Source organism: Pseudomonas umsongensis (assembly GCF_012647205.1).
In the GTDB taxonomy this organism is placed as follows: Bacteria; Pseudomonadota; Gammaproteobacteria; order Pseudomonadales; family Pseudomonadaceae; genus Aquipseudomonas; species Aquipseudomonas umsongensis.
In genome coordinates this window covers 6,446,597-6,467,423 of record NZ_CP051487.1, presented here as the reverse complement: position 1 = coordinate 6,467,423, position 20,827 = coordinate 6,446,597, and the positions used below count along the sequence as shown (strand labels likewise).

Below are 20,827 nucleotides of genomic sequence, written 5' to 3'. Positions count from 1 at the left end.
GGCCCTGCGCCGACAAGAATGGGGAAGACCATGGCACGTATCCTGATCGTCGATGATTCGCCGACCGAAATGTACAAATTGACCGGCATGCTGGAGAAGCACGGTCATGAAGTATTGAAAGCCGAAAACGGCGCAGACGGCGTGGCGCTGGCCCGCCAGGAAAAACCCGACGCAGTGCTGATGGACATCGTCATGCCCGGACTCAATGGTTTCCAGGCGACCCGCCAGTTGACCAAAGACCCGGAAACCGGGCACATCCCGGTGATTATCATCACCACCAAGGATCAGGAAACCGACAAGGTCTGGGGTACGCGCCAAGGGGCCAAGGACTACCTGACCAAGCCGGTTGACGAAGATACCCTGATCAAGACCTTGAACAACGTGCTGGCCGGTTGATCACAGGGCCATGAGCGAATCACTGACCGCCTTCGAACTGCTATTGCAGATCGACCGGCGTTGTCGCTTGCTGGCGGCGGACTTGCCGTCCCAGCCCGCCCGCCAGGACAGCTGGAGCGGCATCGGTTTTCGCCTGGGCGAACAGTGGTACGTCGCGCCCATGGGCGAAATCGGTGAAGTGTTGCACGAACCGCGTTTTACGCTGGTGCCGGGGGTCAAGTCCTGGGTAAAGGGCGTGGCCAATCTGCGCGGGCGTTTGTTGCCGATCATTGATTTGTGCGGTTTTTTTGGCCTGGAAATCTCGGCGACGCGCAAGCAGCGGCGCGTATTGGTGGTGGAACATGACGAGGTGTTTGCCGGGTTGCTGGTCGATGAAGTCTTCGGCTTGCAGCACTTTGCCCGCGACAGTCTGCAGCCAATAGACGCACCGGGCGGCCCGATCGCACCGTTCATCACCGGCCGGTTTCAGCGCGAGCAGAGCTGGCAGGTGTTGAGCCTCTTTACGCTGGCGCGGTCGCAGGGGTTCATGAATGTTGCCATTTAAATGGAACGACACAGTTCTAAATGTGGGAGCGGGCTTGCTCGCGAAAGCGGTAGATCAGTCAATATCAATATTGAATGGACTGGCGCTTTCGCGAGCAAGCCCGCTCCCACAGGGGATTCTGTCAGGCCCAGAAGTGGGTTAACAGGCGAAGACCGATGATAAAAGCAAAAACAGGCAAGCCAATGGAGGCGTCGCGCAGTCGATCGCAGATCATCGCGCTGTTCATCGCCCTGATCATCTTCATCATGTTGTTGTTCGCCAACTTCGCGTACCTCAACACCCAGGCCACCTACGACAAACAGTACATCGGTCACGCCGGTGAGCTGCGCGTGTTGTCCCAGCGCATCGCCAAGAATGCTACCGAAGCCGCGGCCGGCAAGGCTGCGGCATTCAAGTTGCTCAGCGATGCGCGCAACGATTTCGCCCGGCGCTGGAGCTATCTGAAAAAAGGCGACCCCGCCACCGGCCTGCCTCCGGCACCGCCCAGCGTGCGCCCGGAAATGCGCGCCGTGCAACTGGACTGGGAGCGCCTGCTGAAAAACACTGATGCGATCCTGTCCAGTGAACAGACGGTGCTGTCGCTGCATCAAGTCGCCGCGACCCTGGCCGAAACCGTGCCGCAGTTGCAGGTTGAATACGAAAAGGTGGTGGAAACCCTGCTGCAACGTGGCGCCCCGGCGGCTCAGGTGGCGATGGCGCAGCGTCAATCACTGTTGGCCGAGCGTATTTTAGGGGCGGTCAATACCGTGTTGTCCGGCGACGAAAACTCACAGCAGGCCGCCGATGCGTTCGGCCGTGATGCGGCGCGGTTCGGCCAGGTGCTCAACGGCATGCTCCAGGGCAACGCATCTCTGCGGGTCAGCCAGGTCGAGGACCGTGACGCGCGCGCGCGGCTGATCGAGATATCAGAGCTGTTCGAATTCGTCTCAGGCTCAGTGGACGAAATCCTCGAAACCTCACCGGAGCTGTTCAAGGTTCGTGAGTCGGCCACCAATATTTTCAGCCTTTCGCAAACCCTGCTCGACGAAGCTTCCCATTTGGCCAGCGGCTTTGAAAACCTCGCCGGAGGGCGTGACACCGACACCATCGGCGGTTATGTCCTGGGCCTGGGGGCGCTGATGTCGATCATCCTCATCGGCCTGGTGATGGTGCGCGAAACCAATCGCCAGCTGCGCGAGACCGCTGAAAAAAACGAGCGCAACCAGAACGCGATCATGCGCCTGCTCGACGAAATCGAAGACTTGGCCGACGGCGACCTGACCGTGACCGCCACGGTAACCGAAGACTTCACCGGGACCATCGCCGACTCGATCAACTATTCCGTGGACCAACTGCGCGATCTGGTGGCAACGATCAACCTGACGGCGGGCCAGGTTGCAGCCGCCGTGCAGGAAACCCAGGCTACCGCAATGCACCTGGCGCAGGCCTCGGAACATCAGGCCCAACAGATTTCCGAAGCCTCCACCGCGATCAACGACATGGCTGAGTCCATCGATCAGGTGTCGGCCAACGCTGCGGAATCCTCGGCGGTGGCCGAGCGTTCGGTGGAAATCGCCAACAAGGGCAACGAAGTGGTGCACAACACCATCCATGGCATGGACAACATCCGCGAACAGATTCAGGACACCGCCAAGCGAATCAAGCGCCTTGGCGAGTCCTCCCAGGAAATCGGCGATATCGTCAGCTTGATCGATGACATTGCCGACCAGACCAACATCCTCGCCCTCAACGCGGCGATCCAGGCGTCCATGGCCGGTGATGCCGGGCGTGGTTTCGCAGTGGTCGCCGACGAGGTGCAGCGCCTGGCGGAGCGTTCTTCGGCCGCAACGCGGCAGATAGAGACCCTGGTGCGGGCGATCCAGGCCGACACCAACGAAGCGGTCATTTCCATGGAGCAGACCACCACCGAAGTGGTGCGCGGCGCGCGTCTGGCGCAGGATGCCGGTGTGGCCCTGGAAGAAATCGAAGGGGTGTCCAAGACCCTGGCGGCGCTGATCCAGAGCATATCCAACGCGGCGCAACAACAAACGTCGTCTGCCGGTCAGATTTCCCTGACGATGAACGTGATCCAGCAGATCACTTCGCAGACCTCGTCCGGCTCTACCGCCACCGCCGAGAGCATCGGCAACCTGGCAAAAATGGCCAGCCAGTTGCGGCGTTCGGTGTCTGGCTTCACCTTGCCGGCCACCCAGGCGCAGGTCGCGGACAAAGCTTGAACCGCCCCCGGGCATGGCTATCTTGATAGAAGTGGGGATTGGAGTGGTTATGGGTGATCGGCACGACTATGTGGCCCTCGAATGGGTCAAAGGCGAAATTGCCGAAACGCTGAAGCAGGCTCATCACGCGATCGAAACCCAGCTTGATGACCCGCAGGCGACGCACGCCCTGAGCGAATGCCTGGCGTGCATCCATCAGGTTCACGGCAGTCTGCAGATGGTCGAGTTCTACGGCGCGGCCTTGCTCGCCGAAGAAATGGAGCAACTGGTCACCGCCTTGCAACACAATCGCGTCCATCATCGTGACGAGGCGCTGCACCTAATGCTGCAAGCGCTGGGGCAGTTGCCGATCTATCTGGATCGCGTGCAAGGTGCCCGCCGCGATCTGCCTTTGGTCGTGTTGCCGCTGATCAACGACCTGCGCAGCGCCCGCGGCGAAAGCCTGTTGTCGGAAACCAGCCTGTTCAGCCCGCAGTTGCCAGACCTGCCTGCCCTGGATCAAGCGTCCCTGGCGCGGCTGGAGCCGGCGGACCTGCCGAATGTGCTGCGCAAGTTGCGGCAAATGTTGCAGATGGCCCTGGTCGGGTTGCTGCGTGAGCAGGATGACGACACGCACCTGGAGTACCTGGCCAAGGTCTTTACGCGTCTGGAAGGCTTGTGCGATTCAGCGCCCCTGAGCCCACTGTGGCAGGTCGCTTCAGCGCTGGTCGAAGGCATGCGCGCCGGCGTCATTACCAACAGTCCGGCCTTGCGCAGCCTGTTCAAGGAGGCCGACAAAGAGCTCAAGCGTCTGCTCGAACAGGGCATGCAGGGCATCAATCAGCCGCCGCCACCCGAGTTGCTGAAGAGTTTGCTGTTCTACATTGCCAAGGCCGAACATCCCACCGGGCAGATGCTGACCATGAAAGATCGCTACGCACTGGACGATGCATTGCCTGACAGCGCGATGGTCGACGAAGAACGCGCCCGCCTGGCCGGTCCTGATCGTGATGCCATGCGCTCGGTATTGGCGGCATTGTGCGAAGAGCTGGTGCGGGTCAAGGAGCGCCTGGACCTGTTCGTGCGCAGCGACCGGCAACACACTTCGGACCTCGACAGCCTGCTGGCACCCCTGCGGCAAATCGCTGACACCCTGGCGGTGCTGGGTTTCGGCCAACCCCGCAAGGTCATCATCGATCAACTGGCCGTGGTGCTGAGCCTGGCCCAAGGCCAGCGCGTACCCGATGATGCGATCCTCATGGACGTGGCCGGGGCCTTGCTTTACGTCGAAGCGACGCTGGCCGGCATGGTCGGCACCGTAGAGCCTGAAAGCCAGGAAGACAGTCGGCTGCCCACCACCGACCTGACGCAGATCCACCAGATCGTCATCAAGGAAGCGCGCATCTGTCTGCAGCAAGCCAAGGACATGATCGTCGACTACATCGATGCCGATTGGGACCGACAGCACCTGCAGGAGCTGCCGGCCCTGCTGACCCAGGTTCGGGGTGCGCTGGCGATGATCCCGTTGACCCGGGCGGCGGGCCTGATCGAAACCTGCAATCACTACATTCATGAACACCTGCTGCTCGAGCCGGATCAGCCCGGCTGGCAGGCGCTGGACAGCCTGGCCGACGTGATCACCAGCATCGAGTATTACCTTGAACGCCTCAACGACGACCCCGAAGCACCCGGTGAGGGTCTGCTCGACGTGGCGCAAAGTAGCCTGGCCTCACTCGGGTTTTTCCCCAGCGAACGACAGGTGCCAGTGCTTGCGGATGTCCTGAGCCCCGGCGAAGCGCAGTCCCTGCGGCAACAGCAGGAGCGGGATGCCCCGGCCATCGCCCAGGCCCTGGCTGATGTGCTGGCCAGCCCGGTTTCGGCCCTGAACCCGCCCGCGCTCGACACCCCGGATAGCCTGCTGCCGCCACCTTCAGGCGAAGAGCCGGTGGATGAGGAGTTGCGCGAAGTATTCCTCGAAGAAACGGATGAAGTGCTGGAGATCCTTCGCGAGCATTTGCCACGCTGGTCGGCGGATCCCACCAACCGCTTGGCCCTGAGTGAATTGCGCCGTGCCTTTCATACCCTCAAGGGCAGTGGCCGGATGGTGCGAGCCCTGGTGCTTGGCGAATTGGCCTGGGCGGTGGAAAACCTGCTTAACCGCGTGCTGGAACACAGCGTGGAGCCTGGCGCCAGCGTGCAGCAACTGCTCGACGATGTGCTCGATCTGCTGCCGGAGCTGGTGGCCGAATATGCCTCCGATGCCCAGCGTCAGCGCAATGATGTCGACCAGTTGGCGGCCCGTGCCCACGCCCTGGCCAAGGGCGATACCCTGGCAGCGGACGAGGATACCCAGGACGTCGCGGCCCTCGACCCGCTATTGCTGGAAATCTTCCGCAAGGAAGCCGAAACCCATTTGAGCAGCCTCAACCGCTTTCTCGACCAGGCCGCCGAACGCCTGCCGCTGCAGGCCAGCGATGAGCTGCAGCGTGCTTTGCACACCCTCAAGGGCAGTGCGTCGATGGCCGGGGTGGTGCCGATTGCCGAGCTGGCGACGACGCTCGACCAACTGGCCCGGGAGTACAAGGCTCATCTGATCGCGCTCGACCTGGACGAAGTCGAGGTGCTGCTGGAGGCCGAAGGTCTGTTCCGTCTTGGCTTGCGTCAGCTCAAGACCGACCCGTTGGCTGAAATCCCCGGCTCCGGGGCCCTGATCGAGCGCGCCAGGGCGCTGCTCGCCGAACGCCTGCAAAGTCACTTGAGCACGCCCAGTGCCGGCCTGAGGATCAAGCGCGACCCGCAGTTGATCAACAACTTCCTGGCCCAGGGCATGGACATCCTGCTCGACGCCGAAAGCCTGTTGCGGCGCTGGCAGCAGCATCCAGGCGAACGCCAGGAGCTCAGTGCACTGCTGGACGAATTGACCACCCTCGGCGAAGGCGCGCACCTGGCCGACCTGCATCCGGTGGATGAGCTCTGCGAAGCCTTGCTCGACCTCTACGGTGCTGTGGAAGAGAGCAGCCTGGCGGTTAGCGAGGAATTTTTCCAGGAAGCACAAAGTGCCCACGAAGCGCTGATCAACATGCTTGATGAGCTGGCTGCCGGCCAGGAAGTCAGCCCGCGCCCGGAAAGGATTCGGGCCTTGCACGGCTTGCTCGATCAGAGCCTGGACCCTTCGGCCATGGGCCTGATCCGCAGTGACGGCAGTCGCACCTTGAGCATCCGCGAGCTGGGCGCCGCCACCGCCGAACTCGAGCGCACGCTCCCCCCTGTAGGAGCGAGCACGCTCGCGATGGACGCTAACGATGACGCGCTTTCATTGGATAAACGCGGCGCCTATGAGCCCATCGCGAGCAGGCTCGCTCCTACAGGAGACCGCGCAGCCGAACTGGACGACGACATCGTTTCGATCTTCCTTGAGGAAGCCGAGGATATCCTCGAAAGCGCCAACCATTCCTTGCAACGCTGGGTCAGTGACCCGCATAACCCCGCGCCGCTGTCCTCGTTGCAGCGCGACTTGCACACCCTCAAGGGGGGCGCGCGGATGGCCGAGGTCGAACCGGTCGCAGACCTGGCACAGGAACTGGAAAACCTCTATGAGGGCCTGGCGGACCGCCGTTACAGCCACAGCGAAGTGTTGACGCAATTGCTGCAACTGAGCCATGACCATCTGGCGCAGTTGCTTGAGCAGTTGCACGACCATCAGGCCCTGGGCGATCCCGGGGAACTGATCGAAGCGATTCGCGCGTTCAGGCAAAGCCACGCAAACAATGCCGATGTAATCGAAGCTGCCGCTGGCGTCGACTCGGCCCACCATGACAGCGAGTTGCTGGACATCTTTCTTGAAGAAGGCTTCGACATCATCGAAAGCTCCGGGGCGGCACTGCTGCGCTGGCAGGCCGAGCCGTCGAACCGGCAGGAAATGGAAACCCTGCTGCGCGACCTGCATACCCTCAAGGGCGGTGCGCGCATGGTGGAAATCGCTCCCATTGGCGATTTGGCCCACGAGCTGGAGTTTCTCTACGAAGGTTTATCCACCGGCATGCTGCAACCCACGTCGGCTTTGTTCGAGCTGCTGCAGCGCAGCCATGACCGGCTGGCGCAGATGCTCGACGCGGCGCGCGCCGGTGAGCCATTGCCGCCGGCCGACCGGCTGATCGATGCCATCCAGAACTTCAGTCACCCGGTGCTGCCTGAAGCCCCGGCGCCACTCACCGTTACGGCAAAAACCGAGACACCACCGCTGCAGTCCGATGCCGGGGCGGATATGGTCAAGGTCTCGGCGGAACTGCTCGACGACCTGGTCAACCTGGCCGCTGAAACCTCGATCTTTCGCGGTCGCATCGAACAGCAGGTCAACGACGCGCAGGTCGCCCTCAACGAGATGGAAACCACCATCGAGCGCATGCGCGACCAGTTGCGCAGGCTCGATACCGAAACCCAGGGCAGGATTCTCAGTCGTCAGCAAGTCGATGCCGAGCGCCTGGGCTACGAAGAGTTCGACCCGCTGGAAATGGATCGCCACTCGCAACTTCAACAACTGTCGCGAGCGCTGTTCGAATCCGCCTCCGACTTGCTTGATCTCAAGGAAACCCTCGACCGCCGCAACCAGGATGCGCAAAACCTGTTGCAACAGCAGGGCCGCATCAACACCGAATTGCAGGAAGGCCTGATGCGCACGCGCATGGTGCCGTTCGAGCGGATGCTGCCGCGCTTGAAGCGCATTGTTCGCCAGGTTGCCAGTGAGTTGGGCAAGGACGTCGAGTTCATCGTCGGCAACGCCGAAGGCGAGATGGATCGCAATGTGCTCGAACGCATGGCGGCGCCACTGGAGCATATGCTGCGCAATGCCGTCGACCACGGCCTGGAATCCGCCACTGTGCGGTTAGCGGCGGGCAAGCCGGCGCAAGGGCGGATCACCCTGGATCTGTTGCGCGAAGGTGGCGACATCATTTTCGATATTCGCGATGACGGTGCCGGCGTGCCACTGGAGGCGGTGCGGCGCAAGGCGATCAAACGCGGCCTGCTCGACCCGAACAGTGTCATCAGCGACCACGACGTGTTGCAATTCATCCTGCAGCCGGGGTTTTCCACCGCCGAGAAAATCACCCAGATCTCCGGGCGTGGGGTCGGCATGGACGTTGTGCACGAAGAGGTGCGGCAACTGGGCGGCACCATGAGTATCGACTCAGTGCCAGGGCAGGGTGTGCATTTTCGCATTCGCCTGCCATTCACTGTGTCGGTCAACCGGGCGCTGATGGTGCAATGCGGGGAGGATCAATACGCCATTCCACTGAACACCATTGATGGGATTGTCCGCGTGTTGCCCAACGAACTTGAAGGGCATTTCCGCCTTGATCCGCCGACCTACGAATACGCCGGTCAGTGCTATGAACTGTGTTACCTGGGCGAGCTGCTGAAAACCAGCCCGCGTCCACGGCTGTTGGGCCAGAGCCTGCCGCTGCCGGTATTGCTGGTGCAATGCAACGAGCGGCATATTGCAGTGCAGGTCGATGCCATGGCCGGCACGCGCGAGATCGTGGTCAAGAGCCTCGGCCCGCAGTTTGCCGCTGTGCAAGGGGTGTCCGGGGCGACGATTCTGGGGGACGGTCGGGTGGTGCTGATCCTGGACCTGCTGGCGCCGGTTCGCGCCATGCAAGCCCGCGCGCCGCAGCGTCCGGTCAGTCACGACGTCGAGGTCGAGCCGCAGCGGCCGTTGCTGGTGATGGTGGTCGACGACTCGGTCACCGTGCGCAAGGTCACCAGCCGTTTGCTTGAACGCCACGGCATGAACGTGCTGACCGCCAAGGACGGTGTCGACGCCATGCTGCTGCTGGAAGAGCACATCCCGGACCTGATGCTGCTGGACATCGAAATGCCGCGAATGGATGGCTTCGAAGTCGCGACCCAGGTGCGCAACGATGAGCGTCTGCGGCACCTGCCGATCATCATGATCACCTCCCGCACGGGCCAGAAACACCGCGACCGGGCCATGGCCATTGGCGTCAACGACTACCTTGGCAAGCCGTACCAGGAATCGGTATTGCTTGAAAGCATTGCCCTGTGGAGCAAGACCCATGCATGAGCGTCGCCACGACCCGCGCGACAGCCAACTCACCGGCCTGCTACTGCCTTTGGCTGACCGCCACCTGATCCTGCCTAACGTCGCGGTGGCTGAACTGATTGGTTACCAACCCGCAGCCATCGACTTGGACTCACCACCTTGGTATCTGGGAAGGGTAGCGTGGCGCGACCGGCAGATACCATTGCTCAGCTTCGAGTCGGCGTGCGGGCAGAAAATCGTCATCGGCGAACGCGCGCGAATTGTCATTCTCAACGCGCTCGGCGGTCGGCCCGAGCTGAAGTTCATCGCGCTACTGGTCCAAGGGATACCGCGCTCGTACAAGCTCGACAGTCAATTGAGCTACGTGGATGTGCCGTTGTGCCCGCTGGAGAAAGCGGCGGTGCAGGTGGCGGATCAAGTGGCCAAGGTGCCGGATTTGTTGGCGCTGGAGGAGTTGTTGGTAGGTGCTGCGCTCGTCTGAAGGGCCCCTTCGCGAGCAGGCTCGCTCCCACAATGGTTTTGCGGCGAATACCAAACCCTGTGGGAGCGAGCCTGCTCGCGAAAGCGGCCTCCAATTCACCAAAAATCTGACGGCTAAACCTTGGCCTGAGCCAACGCCTCATGGTGATCCAACGCCCGCTCCACCAACAAATGCACACCATCGGCCATGCGGCTGAGCGCCAAGGCTACCGAACGGCGCGAACCCTCCACGCCGTCCGCCAGATCGGCCGCAATGGCACTGATGGACAGCAGGTCTTCGGAGGCATTGGCCAGAAGTGCTTCAGTGCCGATGTCAGGAGAGACGGTGAACAGCTGGAATTTTCGGCGCTTGGCCGGTTTTTCGTGAGGGGGCGGGAAGTAATGAGAGAGGGCGCGGTCTGCGGCTTCGCTGAGCTTCTCGGCTTCCAAGGCAGCTTGGAAATCGGGATCGGTTTCCGGGGGATTGGGAGTTACTTTGAACATACTGAATCTCCATTTGACGAGTTTCAGCTGCCCCATTCGGTTCCAAACGAATTAGGGTGGCAGCTGTACGCAGGTTGGAACCCGAGGTAAATGGAGAAAACCCGGTAGACCCGAAGGTCTCCCGCGCACAGCCGCCATAACGGAATGCACACTATGAAGGTGCGCAAGCATACGTTATGAATGGCGCTTTTTCGCCCTTTACACCTCGGGGTTCCAAACCCGGCCGCTGAATTTGCAGCGACGCACAAACGATAAAGATCCGCGCAAAAGCGCACCAGTCAGCGGGTTCCGGCATTTCTGTAGGCAGCGATGTCAGGCGTTGTAGCCTTCCATCCTTTCTGCGGACAAATGTTTAAACACAAAACCCGATCAGTTGGCGAAGATGTCCAATGGTTGAAGATTCCCAAAAAGGGACTGATCGGTCCTTTTTTGGGACTTTTCGACAATTTTATTCCGGCCTTCGACAGCAGTTGTGACCATCGCGGCCCCTTCGCGAGCAGGCTCGCTCCCACAGGGTTGGTGTTCGCCGCAAAACCAATGTGGGAGCGAGCCTGCTCGCGAAGGCGTCAGAATAGTCAACCATTAACCTAAGCGTAACAATCCACCCCTCTGCTTGATTGATACCCCCCACCAACACTCCTACTGTGACCCCACGACAGCGAACCCGTGGAGTGGTCATGACAACAACAATATCCCCCGACTCGCGATGGACGCGGCGGCGCAGCGAGAAGCAGCGACGTCTTGCGCTGGTGCGAGACCTGGCCGACGGTGTGGTGTTGCCCACCGACAAGATCGTGGCGGCGCTGGAGGCGTTGATCCTGCCGGGCGATCGAGTGGTGCTGGAGGGCAATAACCAGAAGCAGGCGGATTTTCTCTCCCGTTCCCTGGCCAAGGCCGATCCGGGCAAGCTGCATGACCTTCACATGATCATGCCCAGCGTCGGTCGTTCCGAGCACCTGGACCTGTTCGAGCGTGGCATTGCGCGCAAGCTCGACTTCTCCTTCGCCGGCACCCAGAGCCTGCGCATCAGCCAGTTGCTCGAAGACGGCCTGCTGGAAATCGGCGCCATCCACACCTACATCGAGCTCTATGCGCGGCTGGTGGTCGACCTGATTCCCAACGTGGTACTCAGCGCTGGCTTCATGGCCGACCGCGCCGGCAACATCTACACCGGCCCCAGCACCGAAGACACGCCGGCGCTGATCGAACCGGCTGCCTTCAGCGACGGCATCGTCATCGTCCAGGTCAATCAACTGGTGGACGATGTCAGTGAATTGCCGCGGGTCGACATTCCCGCCTCTTGGGTCGACTTCGTGGTGGTGGCGGACAAGCCGTTCTACATCGAGCCGCTGTTCACCCGAGACCCTCGGCACATCAAGCCGGTGCACGTGCTGATGGCGATGATGGCGATTCGCGGGATCTACGAAAAACACAACGTGCAATCGCTCAACCACGGCATCGGTTTCAACACGGCCGCCATCGAACTGATCCTGCCGACCTACGGCGAATCCCTGGGCCTCAAGGGCAAGATCTGCCGCAACTGGACACTCAATCCCCATCCAACCCTGATCCCGGCGATTGAAAGTGGCTGGGTCGAAAGCGTGCATTGCTTCGGCACCGAACTGGGCATGGAAAACTACATCGCTGCCCGGCCCGACGTGTTCTTCACCGGGCGCGACGGCTCGCTGCGTTCCAACCGGATGTTCAGCCAACTGGCCGGGCAATACGCGGTGGACTTGTTCATCGGCGCGACCCTGCAAGTCGATGGCGACGGCCATTCTTCGACCGTGACCCGTGGTCGCCTGGCCGGTTTTGGTGGCGCGCCGAACATGGGCCATGACCCGCGCGGTCGCCGCCACGGCACGCCAGCCTGGCTCGACATGCGCCACACCGACACTGCACAACCCATGCTCGAACGCGGCAAAAAACTGGTGGTGCAAATGGTCGAGACCTTTCAGGAAGGCGGAAAGCCGACCTTCGTCGAGACCCTCGACGCCATCGATGTGGCGAAAAAAAGCGGCATGCCACTGGCGCCGATCATGGTCTACGGCGACGACGTCACCCACCTGCTGACCGAAGAAGGCATCGCCTATTTGTACAAGGCCCGCACGCTGCAAGAGCGCCAGGCCATGATCGCCGCCGTCGCTGGCGTGACCGCCATCGGCCTGCGGCACAACCCCAAGGACACCGCGCGCATGCGCCGCGAAGGCTTGATCGCCTTGCCCGAAGACCTCGGCATCCGCCGTACCGACGCCACCCGTGAATTGCTCGCCGCCAAAAGCGTAGCGGACCTGGTGGAGTGGTCTGGTGGCCTCTACAACCCGCCCGCCAAGTTCAGGAGCTGGTAATGCACGCACTCAACCTGCAACCGAAAACCCTGAGCCTGGCCGAACGCCTGGCGGACCTGGCGGTGGATGCGCTCATCGACGAGGCTGACCTGTCGCCAAAACCGGCGTTGGTCGACCGCCGCGGCAATGGCGCCCACACCGATTTGCACCTGGGGCTGATGCACGCCTCGGCGCTGGCCCTGTGGCCGGCGTTCAAGGAAATGGCGCAAGCCGCTATCGAGATGGGCGAGGTTGGATTGCCGCTGCGCGAGGCGATTGGCCTGATCGGACGTGAAGGCGAACAAGCGATGCTCGCCACCACCAACGGCGTGAATACCCATCGCGGGGCCATCTGGGCGCTGGGCCTGCTGGTCGCCGCTGTTGCGCTGGAGCCGCATTCCACCGCCGCTGGCGCCATCGCCTTGCGAGCGGCACGCCTGGCCTTGCTCGACGACCGTTATGCGCCGCGTCCACTGAGCCACGGTGCGCAAGTCGCCCAACGCTACGGTGTGCGCGGTGCCCGCGAGGAAGCGCAACTCGGTTTTCCGGCAGTGATTCAACGCGCACTGCCGCAACTCAAGCGCAGCCGCTCTGTCGGCCATGGCGAACAGAACGCTCGGCTCGATGCGTTGCTGGCGATCATGACGAATCTGGCTGACACCTGCGTGCTGTACCGCGCCGGTGAGGAAGGCCTGAGCACCATGCAACTCGGTGCCCAGGCCGTGCTCGACGCCGGTGGCAGCGCCAGCCTCGCCGGGCGTCGTCGGCTGCATGAGCTGGACCAACAGTTGATCGCATTGAATGCCTCGCCCGGTGGTGCTGCGGATTTGCTCGCAGCCTGCCTGTTCATCGACCGCATCGAGGCCGGCGACCGCATTACCCAGGGAGCGTTTTAATGGAAACCTTATCTTTTGAATTCCCCGCCGGGCAGCCGCCACGCGGTCGCACGCTGGTGGGTTGTGTCGGCTCGGGCGATCTGGAAGTGCTGATCGAACCGGGTCAACCCGGCAAGCTGAGCATCACCGTGCAGACCTCGGTCAACGGCAGCGAGCAACGCTGGCAGCACCTGTTCGCACGGATGTTCGACGGCCAGGTCCCGCCGGCCATGGACATCGACATCCACGATTTCGGCGCCACCCCCGGGGTAGTCCGCCTGCGCCTGGAACAGGGCTTCGAGGAGATCGGCCATGACTGACAGCGCAGCGCTTCTCAACAAGCACAGCTTCGTTGAACTCGGTGCCCGGCAACGGGCGAAAGCCTTGCTTGATACCGGCACCTTTCGCGAATTGCTCGATCCGTTTCAACGCATCATGTCGCCGTGGCTGGCGCGCCAGGGCGTGGTGCCGCAAGCCGATGACGGCGTGGTGATCGCCAAGGGCAGCCTCGACGGATTGCCAGTAGTGATCGCGGCTATCGAAGGGGCATTCCAGGGCGGCAGTCTCGGTGAAGTCGGAGGGGCGAAAATTGCCGGTGCACTGGAACTGGCTGCCGAGGATAACCGCAAGGGCATCCCGACCCGAGCCGTGCTGCTACTGGAAACCGGAGGTGTGCGCCTGCAGGAAGCCAACCTCGGCTTGGCGGCCATTGCCGATATCCATGCGGCGATCGTCGATTTGCGCCAGTACCAACCGGTGATCGGTGTGGTAGCGGGCAGCGTCGGTTGTTTTGGCGGCATGTCGATTGCCGCCGGTTTGTGCAGCTACCTGCTGGTGACTCAGGAGGCTCGCCTGGGCCTGAACGGTCCCCAGGTGATCGAACAGGAGGCGGGGCTCGAGGAATACGACTCGCGCGATCGCCCCTTTATCTGGAGCCTGACCGGCGGCGAGCAACGTTTCGCCACGGGTCTGGTGGATCGCTACGTGGAAGACGACGTGGCGCGGATTCGTCGGCAGGTCGGCGAATTGCTCAAGCAGGGTTTGCCTGCGCAGCAACGCAGTACTCAGGCCGACCTGTTTCTGCAACGGCTGGCGCGTCTGGACGCCGAGCCGCAAATCGAGCCGGCCACGGTTCGCGACCTGTATCAAGGAGAGCGCTCATGAGTTCGTATTCCCTGAGGGGCTTGAACTGGTTCAACGCCTTGAGCGGCGATGCCAGGCCGGTCACTGGTTTGCCGACCTCGCTGAAAGTGGCGGATGGATTTGTGGGTGAACAGCCCGCGCGCTTCATCGCCGTGGTGGCCGATCCAGACAACCGGTTCGTGCGTGCCCGCCATGGTGAAGTCGGGCTGCTCGAAGGCTGGGGCCTGGCCAAGGCGGTGAATGACGTCATCGTTGCCGATCAGGACAAGCTGCAAAAACGCGCCTTGATCGCCATCGTCGATGTGCCGAGCCAGGCCTACGGGCGCCGCGAAGAAGCCCTCGGTATTCATCAAGCCTTGGCCGGTGCCGCCGACAGTTATGCCCGCGCCCGGCTGGCCGGTCATGCCGTGATTGGCTTGCTGGTGGGCAAGGCGATGTCCGGGGCGTTTCTGGCTCACGGTTATCAGGCCAACCGCTTGATTGCCCTGCGCGATCCAGGGGTGATGGTGCATGCCATGGGCAAGGCTTCGGCGGCGCGGGTGACCTTGCGCAGTGTCGAAGAGCTGGAAACCCTGGCCGCCAGCGTGCCACCGATGGCCTATGACATCGACAGCTATGCCAGCCTCGGACTGCTCTGGGAAACCTTGTCGGTGCAGCAGATCGAACAGCCCACCTCGGCGGATCTGGCGCGGGTGATCGAGTGCCTGACGCAGGCGATTGCCGATGTCGCGCACAAGGGCACTGATTTGAGCGCTCGCCTCGGGGCGGCCAATCGGGCGGCCTCGAGCAAGGTCCGCCAGTTACTGAGAGAACAATGGTGAGCCGGTTTCTGGCCCACGACCTGCTCTGGGGCATGACTCCTCGGCAGCTGCCTGAGGATGCGCCTGCCTGGGCGGTCGAGTCGATCGGCGCCGGTCAGCCCGTGGTGGTGCGCCGTGCGGTGTCGACGGCGGATCGGATTGCGGTCGGCGTGCGTGGACGTTTACGTGAACAGCGCTATGGGACGTCGATGGCAATTGCCGCGGTAACCCGTTGTGTCAGCCCGGAAGCGCTTTGCCACGTCGAGAGCCACCGTGACTTGCCGGCGTTTGAAGCCTTGGCTCAATTGCGCCCTGTACTCGATGCCTGCGGTTGGGCCTGGGGTGTCAGCGGCAGTGCCGGCTTCGAGTTGGCCAGTGGCGTCGCAGCCTTGCATGAGGCCAGCGATCTGGATTTGATCTTGCGCACACCACGACCCCTGGCGCGTGTTCAGGCTCGAGAGTTGCTGGCGTTACTCGATACGGCGCCGTGTGTGGTGGACATGCAATTGCAGACCACGTTCGGCGCTGTCGCCTTGCGTGAGTGGGCGGGTTCTTCCTCTCGGGTTTTGCTCAAGAACGCAACAGGGGCCTGCCTGGTCGTCGACCCGTGGAACGCGCAGGAGCAGGCAGCGTGAGCAGTTTGCTGGTGTTCCCGGGGCAGGGTGCGCAGCGGCCGGGCATGCTCCAGGGTTTGCCTGGGGACACGCTGATCGAGGCCAGCGACCTGTTGGGCGAAGACGTTCGGCGGCTCGATTCTGCACAGGCGTTGCAATCGACAAGGGCGGTGCAGCTCTGCCTGCTGATCGCCGGTGTGGCGGCTGCGCGGCAGTTGTCATTGCCGGCGGATTACGTCGCCGGGCTGTCCATTGGTGCCTACCCGGCCGCGGTGGTCGCCGGTGCCCTGGATTTCAGCGATGCGTTGCATCTGGTCAGCCTGCGCGGCGAGTTGATGCAGCAGGCTTATCCACATGGCTACGGGATGACCGCGATCATCGGCCTGGAACTGGCGGTGGTGGAGGGCTTGCTGGCCCGGGTTCACAGCGTCGATACACCGGTTTACCTGGCCAATATCAACGCCGATAACCAGGTGGTGATTGCCGGCAGCGACGCTGGGATGAAAGCGCTGGCCGAGCTGGCAAGGGCGCGTGGGGCGGGGATGGTCAAGCGTCTGGCGGTGAGTGTGCCGTCGCACTGCCCGCTGCTGGACGTACCGGCGCAAACCCTGGCCGAAGCGTTCGCCAGGGTGAAGCTGCAAACGCCGAAGATCGGCTACCTGAGCGGCAGTCGCGCCCGCCCGGTGATCAAGGTTGACGCCTTGCGCGACGACCTGGCCTTCAACATGTGCCGCGTGGTGGATTGGCGCGGCACGGTGCAAAGCGCGTATGAGCGCGGCGTACGTCTACAGATCGAACTGCCGCCCGGTGCAGTGCTGACCGGGCTGGCGCGCCGGGTCTTCGAACAGGGCACCGTGATTGCGTTCGACGGTGCAAGGCTCGATACCCTGCAGGCGCTGTTGCGTGAGGAGGGATGTCGCCACCCCTAGAGCAACCCTGAGGCTTCGAACAACAAGAACAACATTCGACGATGCACTTTGAGGACGACAACAATGATTATTTACGGTGTGGCGCTGCTCGCGATCTGTACGCTGGCAGGGGTGATCATGGGTGACATGCTGGGCGTCCTGCTGGGCGTAAAATCCAACGTCGGCGGGGTCGGGATCGCCATGATCCTGTTGATCTGCGCGCGGCTGTGGATGCAAAAACGCGGTGGCATGACCAGGGATTGCGAAATGGGCGTGGGCTTCTGGGGTGCCATGTACATCCCCGTGGTGGTGGCGATGGCCGCGCAACAGAACGTGGTCACGGCCTTGCATGGCGGTCCGGTGGCGGTGCTGGCGGCGATCGGTTCGGTGGTGGTCTGCGGCTGCACCATTGCCTTGATCAGCCGGACCCATAAAGGTGAACCCTTGCCCGATGAGCCCACGGAAATTACCCCCGTCGGCGCACCAGTAGGAGGTCGCTGATATGTGGGATCTCATCGAGAAAGGCCTGGAACATAACGGCTTGGTCACCGCATTCGCCTTCGTCGGCGTGATCATGTGGGTGTCGGTCATCCTCTCCAAACGCCTGACCTTCGGACGCATTCACGGCTCAGCGATTGCCATCGTCATCGGCCTGGTGCTGGCCTGGGTCGGCGGCACCATGACCGGCGGGCAAAAAGGCCTGGCGGACCTGACGCTGTTCTCCGGCATCGGCCTGATGGGCGGCGCAATGCTGCGCGACTTCGCCATTGTCGCCACGGCCTTCGAAGTGCAGGCCACCGAAGCGAAAAAAGCCGGGCTGATCGGCGTGATCGCGCTGCTGTTGGGTACGGTGCTGCCGTTCATTGTCGGCGCATGCATGGCCTGGGTATTCGGTTATCGCGATGCGGTGAGCATGACCACGATTGGCGCGGGCGCGGTGACCTACATCGTCGGGCCGGTGACCGGTGCGGCGATTGGCGCGACCTCGGATGTGATGGCACTGTCGATCGCCACCGGGTTGATCAAGGCGATCCTGGTGATGGTCGGCACGCCGATGGCGGCGCGCTGGATGGGCCTGGATAACCCGCGTTCGGCGATGGTGTTCGGTGGCCTGGCCGGTACGGTAAGCGGTGTGACGGCGGGGCTGGCGGCGACGGATCGACGGCTGGTGCCTTATGGGGCGTTGACGGCGACCTTTCACACCGGGCTTGGGTGCTTGTTGGGGCCTTCGTTGCTGTACTTCATTGTTCGCGGGATTGTTGGCTAACTGATCGTTCCCACGCTCTGCGTGGGAATGCCTCAAGGGACGCTCCGCGTTCCAGCTCTCGAATGGGACGCGGAGCGTCCCGGGCTGCATTCCCACGCAGAGCGTGGGAACGATCACTGGTTGGCGTGGCGATTGGCGTACATCCGGCATTCCGCCAGCAACGCCAGCAGATTCGGATCACGCTCCTTGGCCTTCAAGAACACCACGCCAATGTGCTGTTGCATCCGATACTTCTCCTGCAACGGAATCAGCTTCACCCGGTTCTCGTACACCGCCGCAATCCTGCCCGGCAGCAACGCATAACCCACGCCTGAACTGACCATGCTCAGCAGGGTGAAGATATCGTTGACCTGCATCGCCACCTTGGGCTCGAAGCCCGCTTGGCTGAACACCCGATTGCTGTCCTGATGCGTGGCAAAGCCCTGGGTCAGGGTGATGAAGGTCTCTTCGCGGACGTCGGCGAGGTCGACTTCGCTTCTTTGCGCAAACTTCGAGTCGGCCGGTGTCGCCAGGAAGATGTCGTCGGAAAACAGCTCGATATGCTCCAGATCCGGATCGTTGATGCTGTCGTCCAGGGACACCAGGATTGCATCGACCTCCATGTTCTTGAGCTTGTACAACAGGTCGAAATTCGAGCCCAGGATCAGGTCGATATTGAGCTCGGTGCGGCGGATCTTCAGGCCCATGATCAATTGCGGCACGGTCTTCACCGTCAGCGAATACAGCGAGCCCAATTTGAAACGCTCGGCGGAAAATCCGGCGGCTTCGCGAGTCAGGCGCACAGTTTCTACGACATCCTGGATTAGCTTGTGCGCCCGTTCTTCCAGGACGTAGGCGCTTTCCAGTGGTGTCAGGTTGCGCCCCTCGTGCTTGAACAGCGGGCAGCGCAGGGCGCTTTCCAGGGAGTGGATGGCCCGATGTACGCTAACGTTACTGGTCTGCAATTCGGCAGCGGCGCGGGCCAGGTTGCCAGTGCGCATGAAGGCCAGGAACACCTCGAGTTTTTTCAGGGTCAACTCTTCATCGATCAACATGGGGTGGACTCTTATTGGAATAACCTGATTGTGCACGTATGTGGGTGTATGTAGGAGCGCACCCTATTGAGCTTTATCGATTTTCGAGGTGGGTAAACGATGTATCACGGGGAAAGATTGAACGCCTGGACGCATCTGGTCGGAGCAGTGGCAGCCTTTGTCGGCGGTGTGTGGCTGATTGTGCTCGCCAGCCTCGACGGAAGTCCGTGGAAAATTGTCAGCATGGCGATCTACGCCTTTACCTTGCTGGTGCTCTACAGCGCATCGACCGTCTACCACAGCGTGCGCGGACGCAAGAAAGCGATCATGAAAAAGGTCGATCATTTTTCGATCTACCTGTTGATCGCCGGCAGCTACACGCCATTCTGCCTGGTGACCCTGCGCGGGCCGTGGGGCTGGACGTTGTTCGGGATCGTCTGGGGGCTGGCGCTGATCGGCATCCTGCAAGAGATCAAGCCGAGATCGGAAGCGCGGATCCTGTCGATCGTGATCTACGCGGTCATGGGCTGGATCGTGCTGGTGGCGGTCAAACCCTTGCTGGCGGCGCTCGGCAGCGCCGGATTTGCGTGGCTGGCGTCGGGCGGGATTTTTTATACCGTGGGGATTATCTTCTTTGCCCTCGACCATCGCCTGCGCCATGCCCACGGGGTCTGGCATCTGTTCGTGATTGCCGGGAGTTTGCTGCACTTCGTGGCGATATTTTTTTACGTCTTGTAGGCGAAGCGGCCTTGCAGGTTTCAGGCTCAGCAGAGGCGATCTAATTGCTCCTGGGCTTGGCGGCCGAACACCTGCAACAGGTCGTTCAACGTGTGGGGTGGGGGTTCGGCGGCGCGGGTGACTGCGTACAGGGTGATGGGCAGCGGCGGCGCCAGAGGGCGAATCGTTGTGGTGTCGGGAGACGCACCAAGGGCGGTGAACGGATCGATCACCGCTACACCCGCGCCAGATTCCACCATCGCCCGTGCCAGAGAGTAGGTCTGCACGGCGATGCGTACGCGAGGAGGTGGTTCGACGGCTTCCAGATAGCTGTCGAGCCGTGCGGCCAGCGGATCGGCACTGGATAAACCAATCAGGGGCGCATTCGCCAGCGCCATGAGCGGTAACGGCCTGCCTGCCTCTTGCGGCGGCCAGTAACCAATCGGCGCCAGCGCCACCAGCACGCCGCACGCCAGGGCTTGGGCCTTGAGCCCCGGGTGATCCGGGCGTTGCAGGGTCAGGGCGACATCCACTTCGCGCATCAACAGGTTCTGCACCAGTTCGCGACTGTGGGCGCTGGACAACTCGCAGACGATGTCCGGGTAGCGTCCGGTCCATTCGTGAATGGCCGGCGGCAGCAATGACAGGGCCAGTGCCGGGGTCGCGCCGATGCGCAGGCTGTGCCCCGGCTCGCGACGCAGACTCTGGGCCAGGCGTCGTACGCCTTGCAGGCTTTCACTGACCTTGTCCACTTCGCGCTCCAGCTCCAGCGCTTCCGGCGTCGCCTGCAACTTGCCGCGCACCCGCAGGAACAACGGGAAGCCCAATTGCTGCTCGGCGTGCTGCAACACCTTACTCACCGCCGGCTGCGAGACGTGCAGCAACTGTGCGGCCGCGCTGATCGAGCCGGTCTGGCGGATGGCCTGGAAAATTTCGATATGGCGAAGACGCATGACAAGTCCATAACCTTTGTTTATGGGTTTGACATATTTATGCATTGTTCA

18 protein-coding genes are annotated in these 20,827 nt (G+C 62.1%); 15 read left to right on the top strand and 3 right to left on the bottom strand.

Annotated features, from left to right (window positions below; genetic code table 11):
• Positions 1 to 30: 30 nt before the first annotated feature.
• The 5 genes from pilH (at position 31) to HGP31_RS29290 (ending at position 9,677) form a co-directional block, all read left to right on the top strand.
• Entirely contained in the window at positions 31 to 396 is a 366-nt protein-coding gene (gene pilH, locus HGP31_RS29310) for a twitching motility response regulator PilH (protein ID WP_007897961.1), read from the top strand.
• 10 nt (positions 397 to 406) lie between these two features.
• Positions 407 to 940, top strand: a complete 534-nt coding sequence (locus HGP31_RS29305; protein ID WP_020797387.1) for a chemotaxis protein CheW — start codon at positions 407 to 409, stop codon at positions 938 to 940.
• Between the two features lie 155 nt (positions 941 to 1,095).
• On the top strand, positions 1,096 to 3,156 hold the full coding sequence (locus HGP31_RS29300) for a methyl-accepting chemotaxis protein (RefSeq protein ID WP_020797388.1): 2,061 nt from the start codon (positions 1,096 to 1,098) through the stop codon (positions 3,154 to 3,156).
• 49 nt (positions 3,157 to 3,205) lie between these two features.
• The gene (locus tag HGP31_RS29295) at positions 3,206 to 9,217 is read left to right on the top strand and encodes an Hpt domain-containing protein (protein ID WP_168759076.1); all 6,012 of its coding nucleotides are present in this window, start codon (positions 3,206 to 3,208) and stop codon (positions 9,215 to 9,217) included.
• Positions 9,210 to 9,677, top strand: a complete 468-nt coding sequence (locus HGP31_RS29290) for a chemotaxis protein CheW (RefSeq protein ID WP_083349853.1) — start codon at positions 9,210 to 9,212, stop codon at positions 9,675 to 9,677. Before HGP31_RS29295 ends, HGP31_RS29290 begins: the two co-directional genes overlap by 8 nt.
• A gap of 113 nt (positions 9,678 to 9,790) precedes the next feature.
• On the opposite strand, the gene HGP31_RS29285 is transcribed toward HGP31_RS29290, so the two are convergent.
• Positions 9,791 to 10,159: a DUF6124 family protein gene (locus tag HGP31_RS29285; protein WP_020797391.1), complete on the bottom strand. Its 369-nt coding sequence runs from the start codon at positions 10,157 to 10,159 to the stop codon at positions 9,791 to 9,793.
• A gap of 677 nt (positions 10,160 to 10,836) precedes the next feature.
• Between HGP31_RS29285 and mdcA the strand changes: the two genes are divergently transcribed.
• The 9 genes from mdcA to madM all read left to right on the top strand — a co-directional run bounded on the left by mdcA (position 10,837) and on the right by madM (position 18,093).
• Entirely contained in the window at positions 10,837 to 12,507 is a 1,671-nt protein-coding gene (gene mdcA, locus HGP31_RS29280; protein WP_083349852.1) for a malonate decarboxylase subunit alpha, read from the top strand.
• Positions 12,507 to 13,382, top strand: a complete 876-nt coding sequence (locus HGP31_RS29275; protein ID WP_168759075.1) for a triphosphoribosyl-dephospho-CoA synthase — start codon at positions 12,507 to 12,509, stop codon at positions 13,380 to 13,382. The genes mdcA and HGP31_RS29275 overlap by 1 nt, the downstream gene beginning before the upstream one ends.
• Positions 13,382 to 13,681 carry a malonate decarboxylase subunit delta gene (locus HGP31_RS29270; protein ID WP_020797395.1) on the top strand — a complete coding sequence of 100 codons (300 nt, stop codon included), beginning with the start codon at positions 13,382 to 13,384 and terminating at the stop codon, positions 13,679 to 13,681. The genes HGP31_RS29275 and HGP31_RS29270 overlap by 1 nt, the downstream gene beginning before the upstream one ends.
• On the top strand, positions 13,674 to 14,525 hold the full coding sequence (locus HGP31_RS29265) for a biotin-independent malonate decarboxylase subunit beta (RefSeq protein WP_033045264.1): 852 nt from the start codon (positions 13,674 to 13,676) through the stop codon (positions 14,523 to 14,525). Before HGP31_RS29270 ends, HGP31_RS29265 begins: the two co-directional genes overlap by 8 nt.
• The gene (gene mdcE, locus HGP31_RS29260) at positions 14,522 to 15,325 is read left to right on the top strand and encodes a biotin-independent malonate decarboxylase subunit gamma (protein WP_168759074.1); all 804 of its coding nucleotides are present in this window, start codon (positions 14,522 to 14,524) and stop codon (positions 15,323 to 15,325) included. The genes HGP31_RS29265 and mdcE overlap by 4 nt, the downstream gene beginning before the upstream one ends.
• Positions 15,319 to 15,939, top strand: a complete 621-nt coding sequence (locus tag HGP31_RS29255; protein WP_033045268.1) for a malonate decarboxylase holo-ACP synthase — start codon at positions 15,319 to 15,321, stop codon at positions 15,937 to 15,939. Before mdcE ends, HGP31_RS29255 begins: the two co-directional genes overlap by 7 nt.
• Entirely contained in the window at positions 15,936 to 16,847 is a 912-nt protein-coding gene (gene mdcH / locus HGP31_RS29250) for a malonate decarboxylase subunit epsilon (protein ID WP_083349851.1), read from the top strand. Before HGP31_RS29255 ends, mdcH begins: the two co-directional genes overlap by 4 nt.
• 63 nt (positions 16,848 to 16,910) lie before the next feature.
• Entirely contained in the window at positions 16,911 to 17,327 is a 417-nt protein-coding gene (madL, locus tag HGP31_RS29245; RefSeq protein WP_168759073.1) for a malonate transporter subunit MadL, read from the top strand.
• Between the two features lies 1 nt (position 17,328).
• On the top strand, positions 17,329 to 18,093 hold the full coding sequence (madM, locus tag HGP31_RS29240; protein ID WP_020797401.1) for a malonate transporter subunit MadM: 765 nt from the start codon (positions 17,329 to 17,331) through the stop codon (positions 18,091 to 18,093).
• Between the two features lie 113 nt (positions 18,094 to 18,206).
• Here madM and HGP31_RS29235 read toward each other — a convergent pair whose 3' ends face one another.
• A complete protein-coding gene (locus HGP31_RS29235; protein ID WP_151143667.1) occupies positions 18,207 to 19,127 on the bottom strand; it encodes a LysR family transcriptional regulator in 921 nt (306 codons plus the stop codon).
• A 99-nt stretch (positions 19,128 to 19,226) separates the two neighbouring features.
• Here HGP31_RS29235 and trhA point away from each other — a divergent pair, with 99 nt between their 5' ends.
• The gene (gene trhA, locus HGP31_RS29230) at positions 19,227 to 19,844 is read left to right on the top strand and encodes a PAQR family membrane homeostasis protein TrhA (RefSeq protein WP_033043069.1); all 618 of its coding nucleotides are present in this window, start codon (positions 19,227 to 19,229) and stop codon (positions 19,842 to 19,844) included.
• Positions 19,845 to 19,870: 26 nt separating this feature from the next.
• Here the strand turns inward: trhA and HGP31_RS29225 are convergent, their stop codons facing one another.
• Positions 19,871 to 20,776, bottom strand: coding sequence for a LysR family transcriptional regulator (locus tag HGP31_RS29225; protein WP_020797405.1), 906 nt, complete (start codon positions 20,774 to 20,776; stop codon positions 19,871 to 19,873).
• Positions 20,777 to 20,827 lie beyond the last annotated feature (51 nt).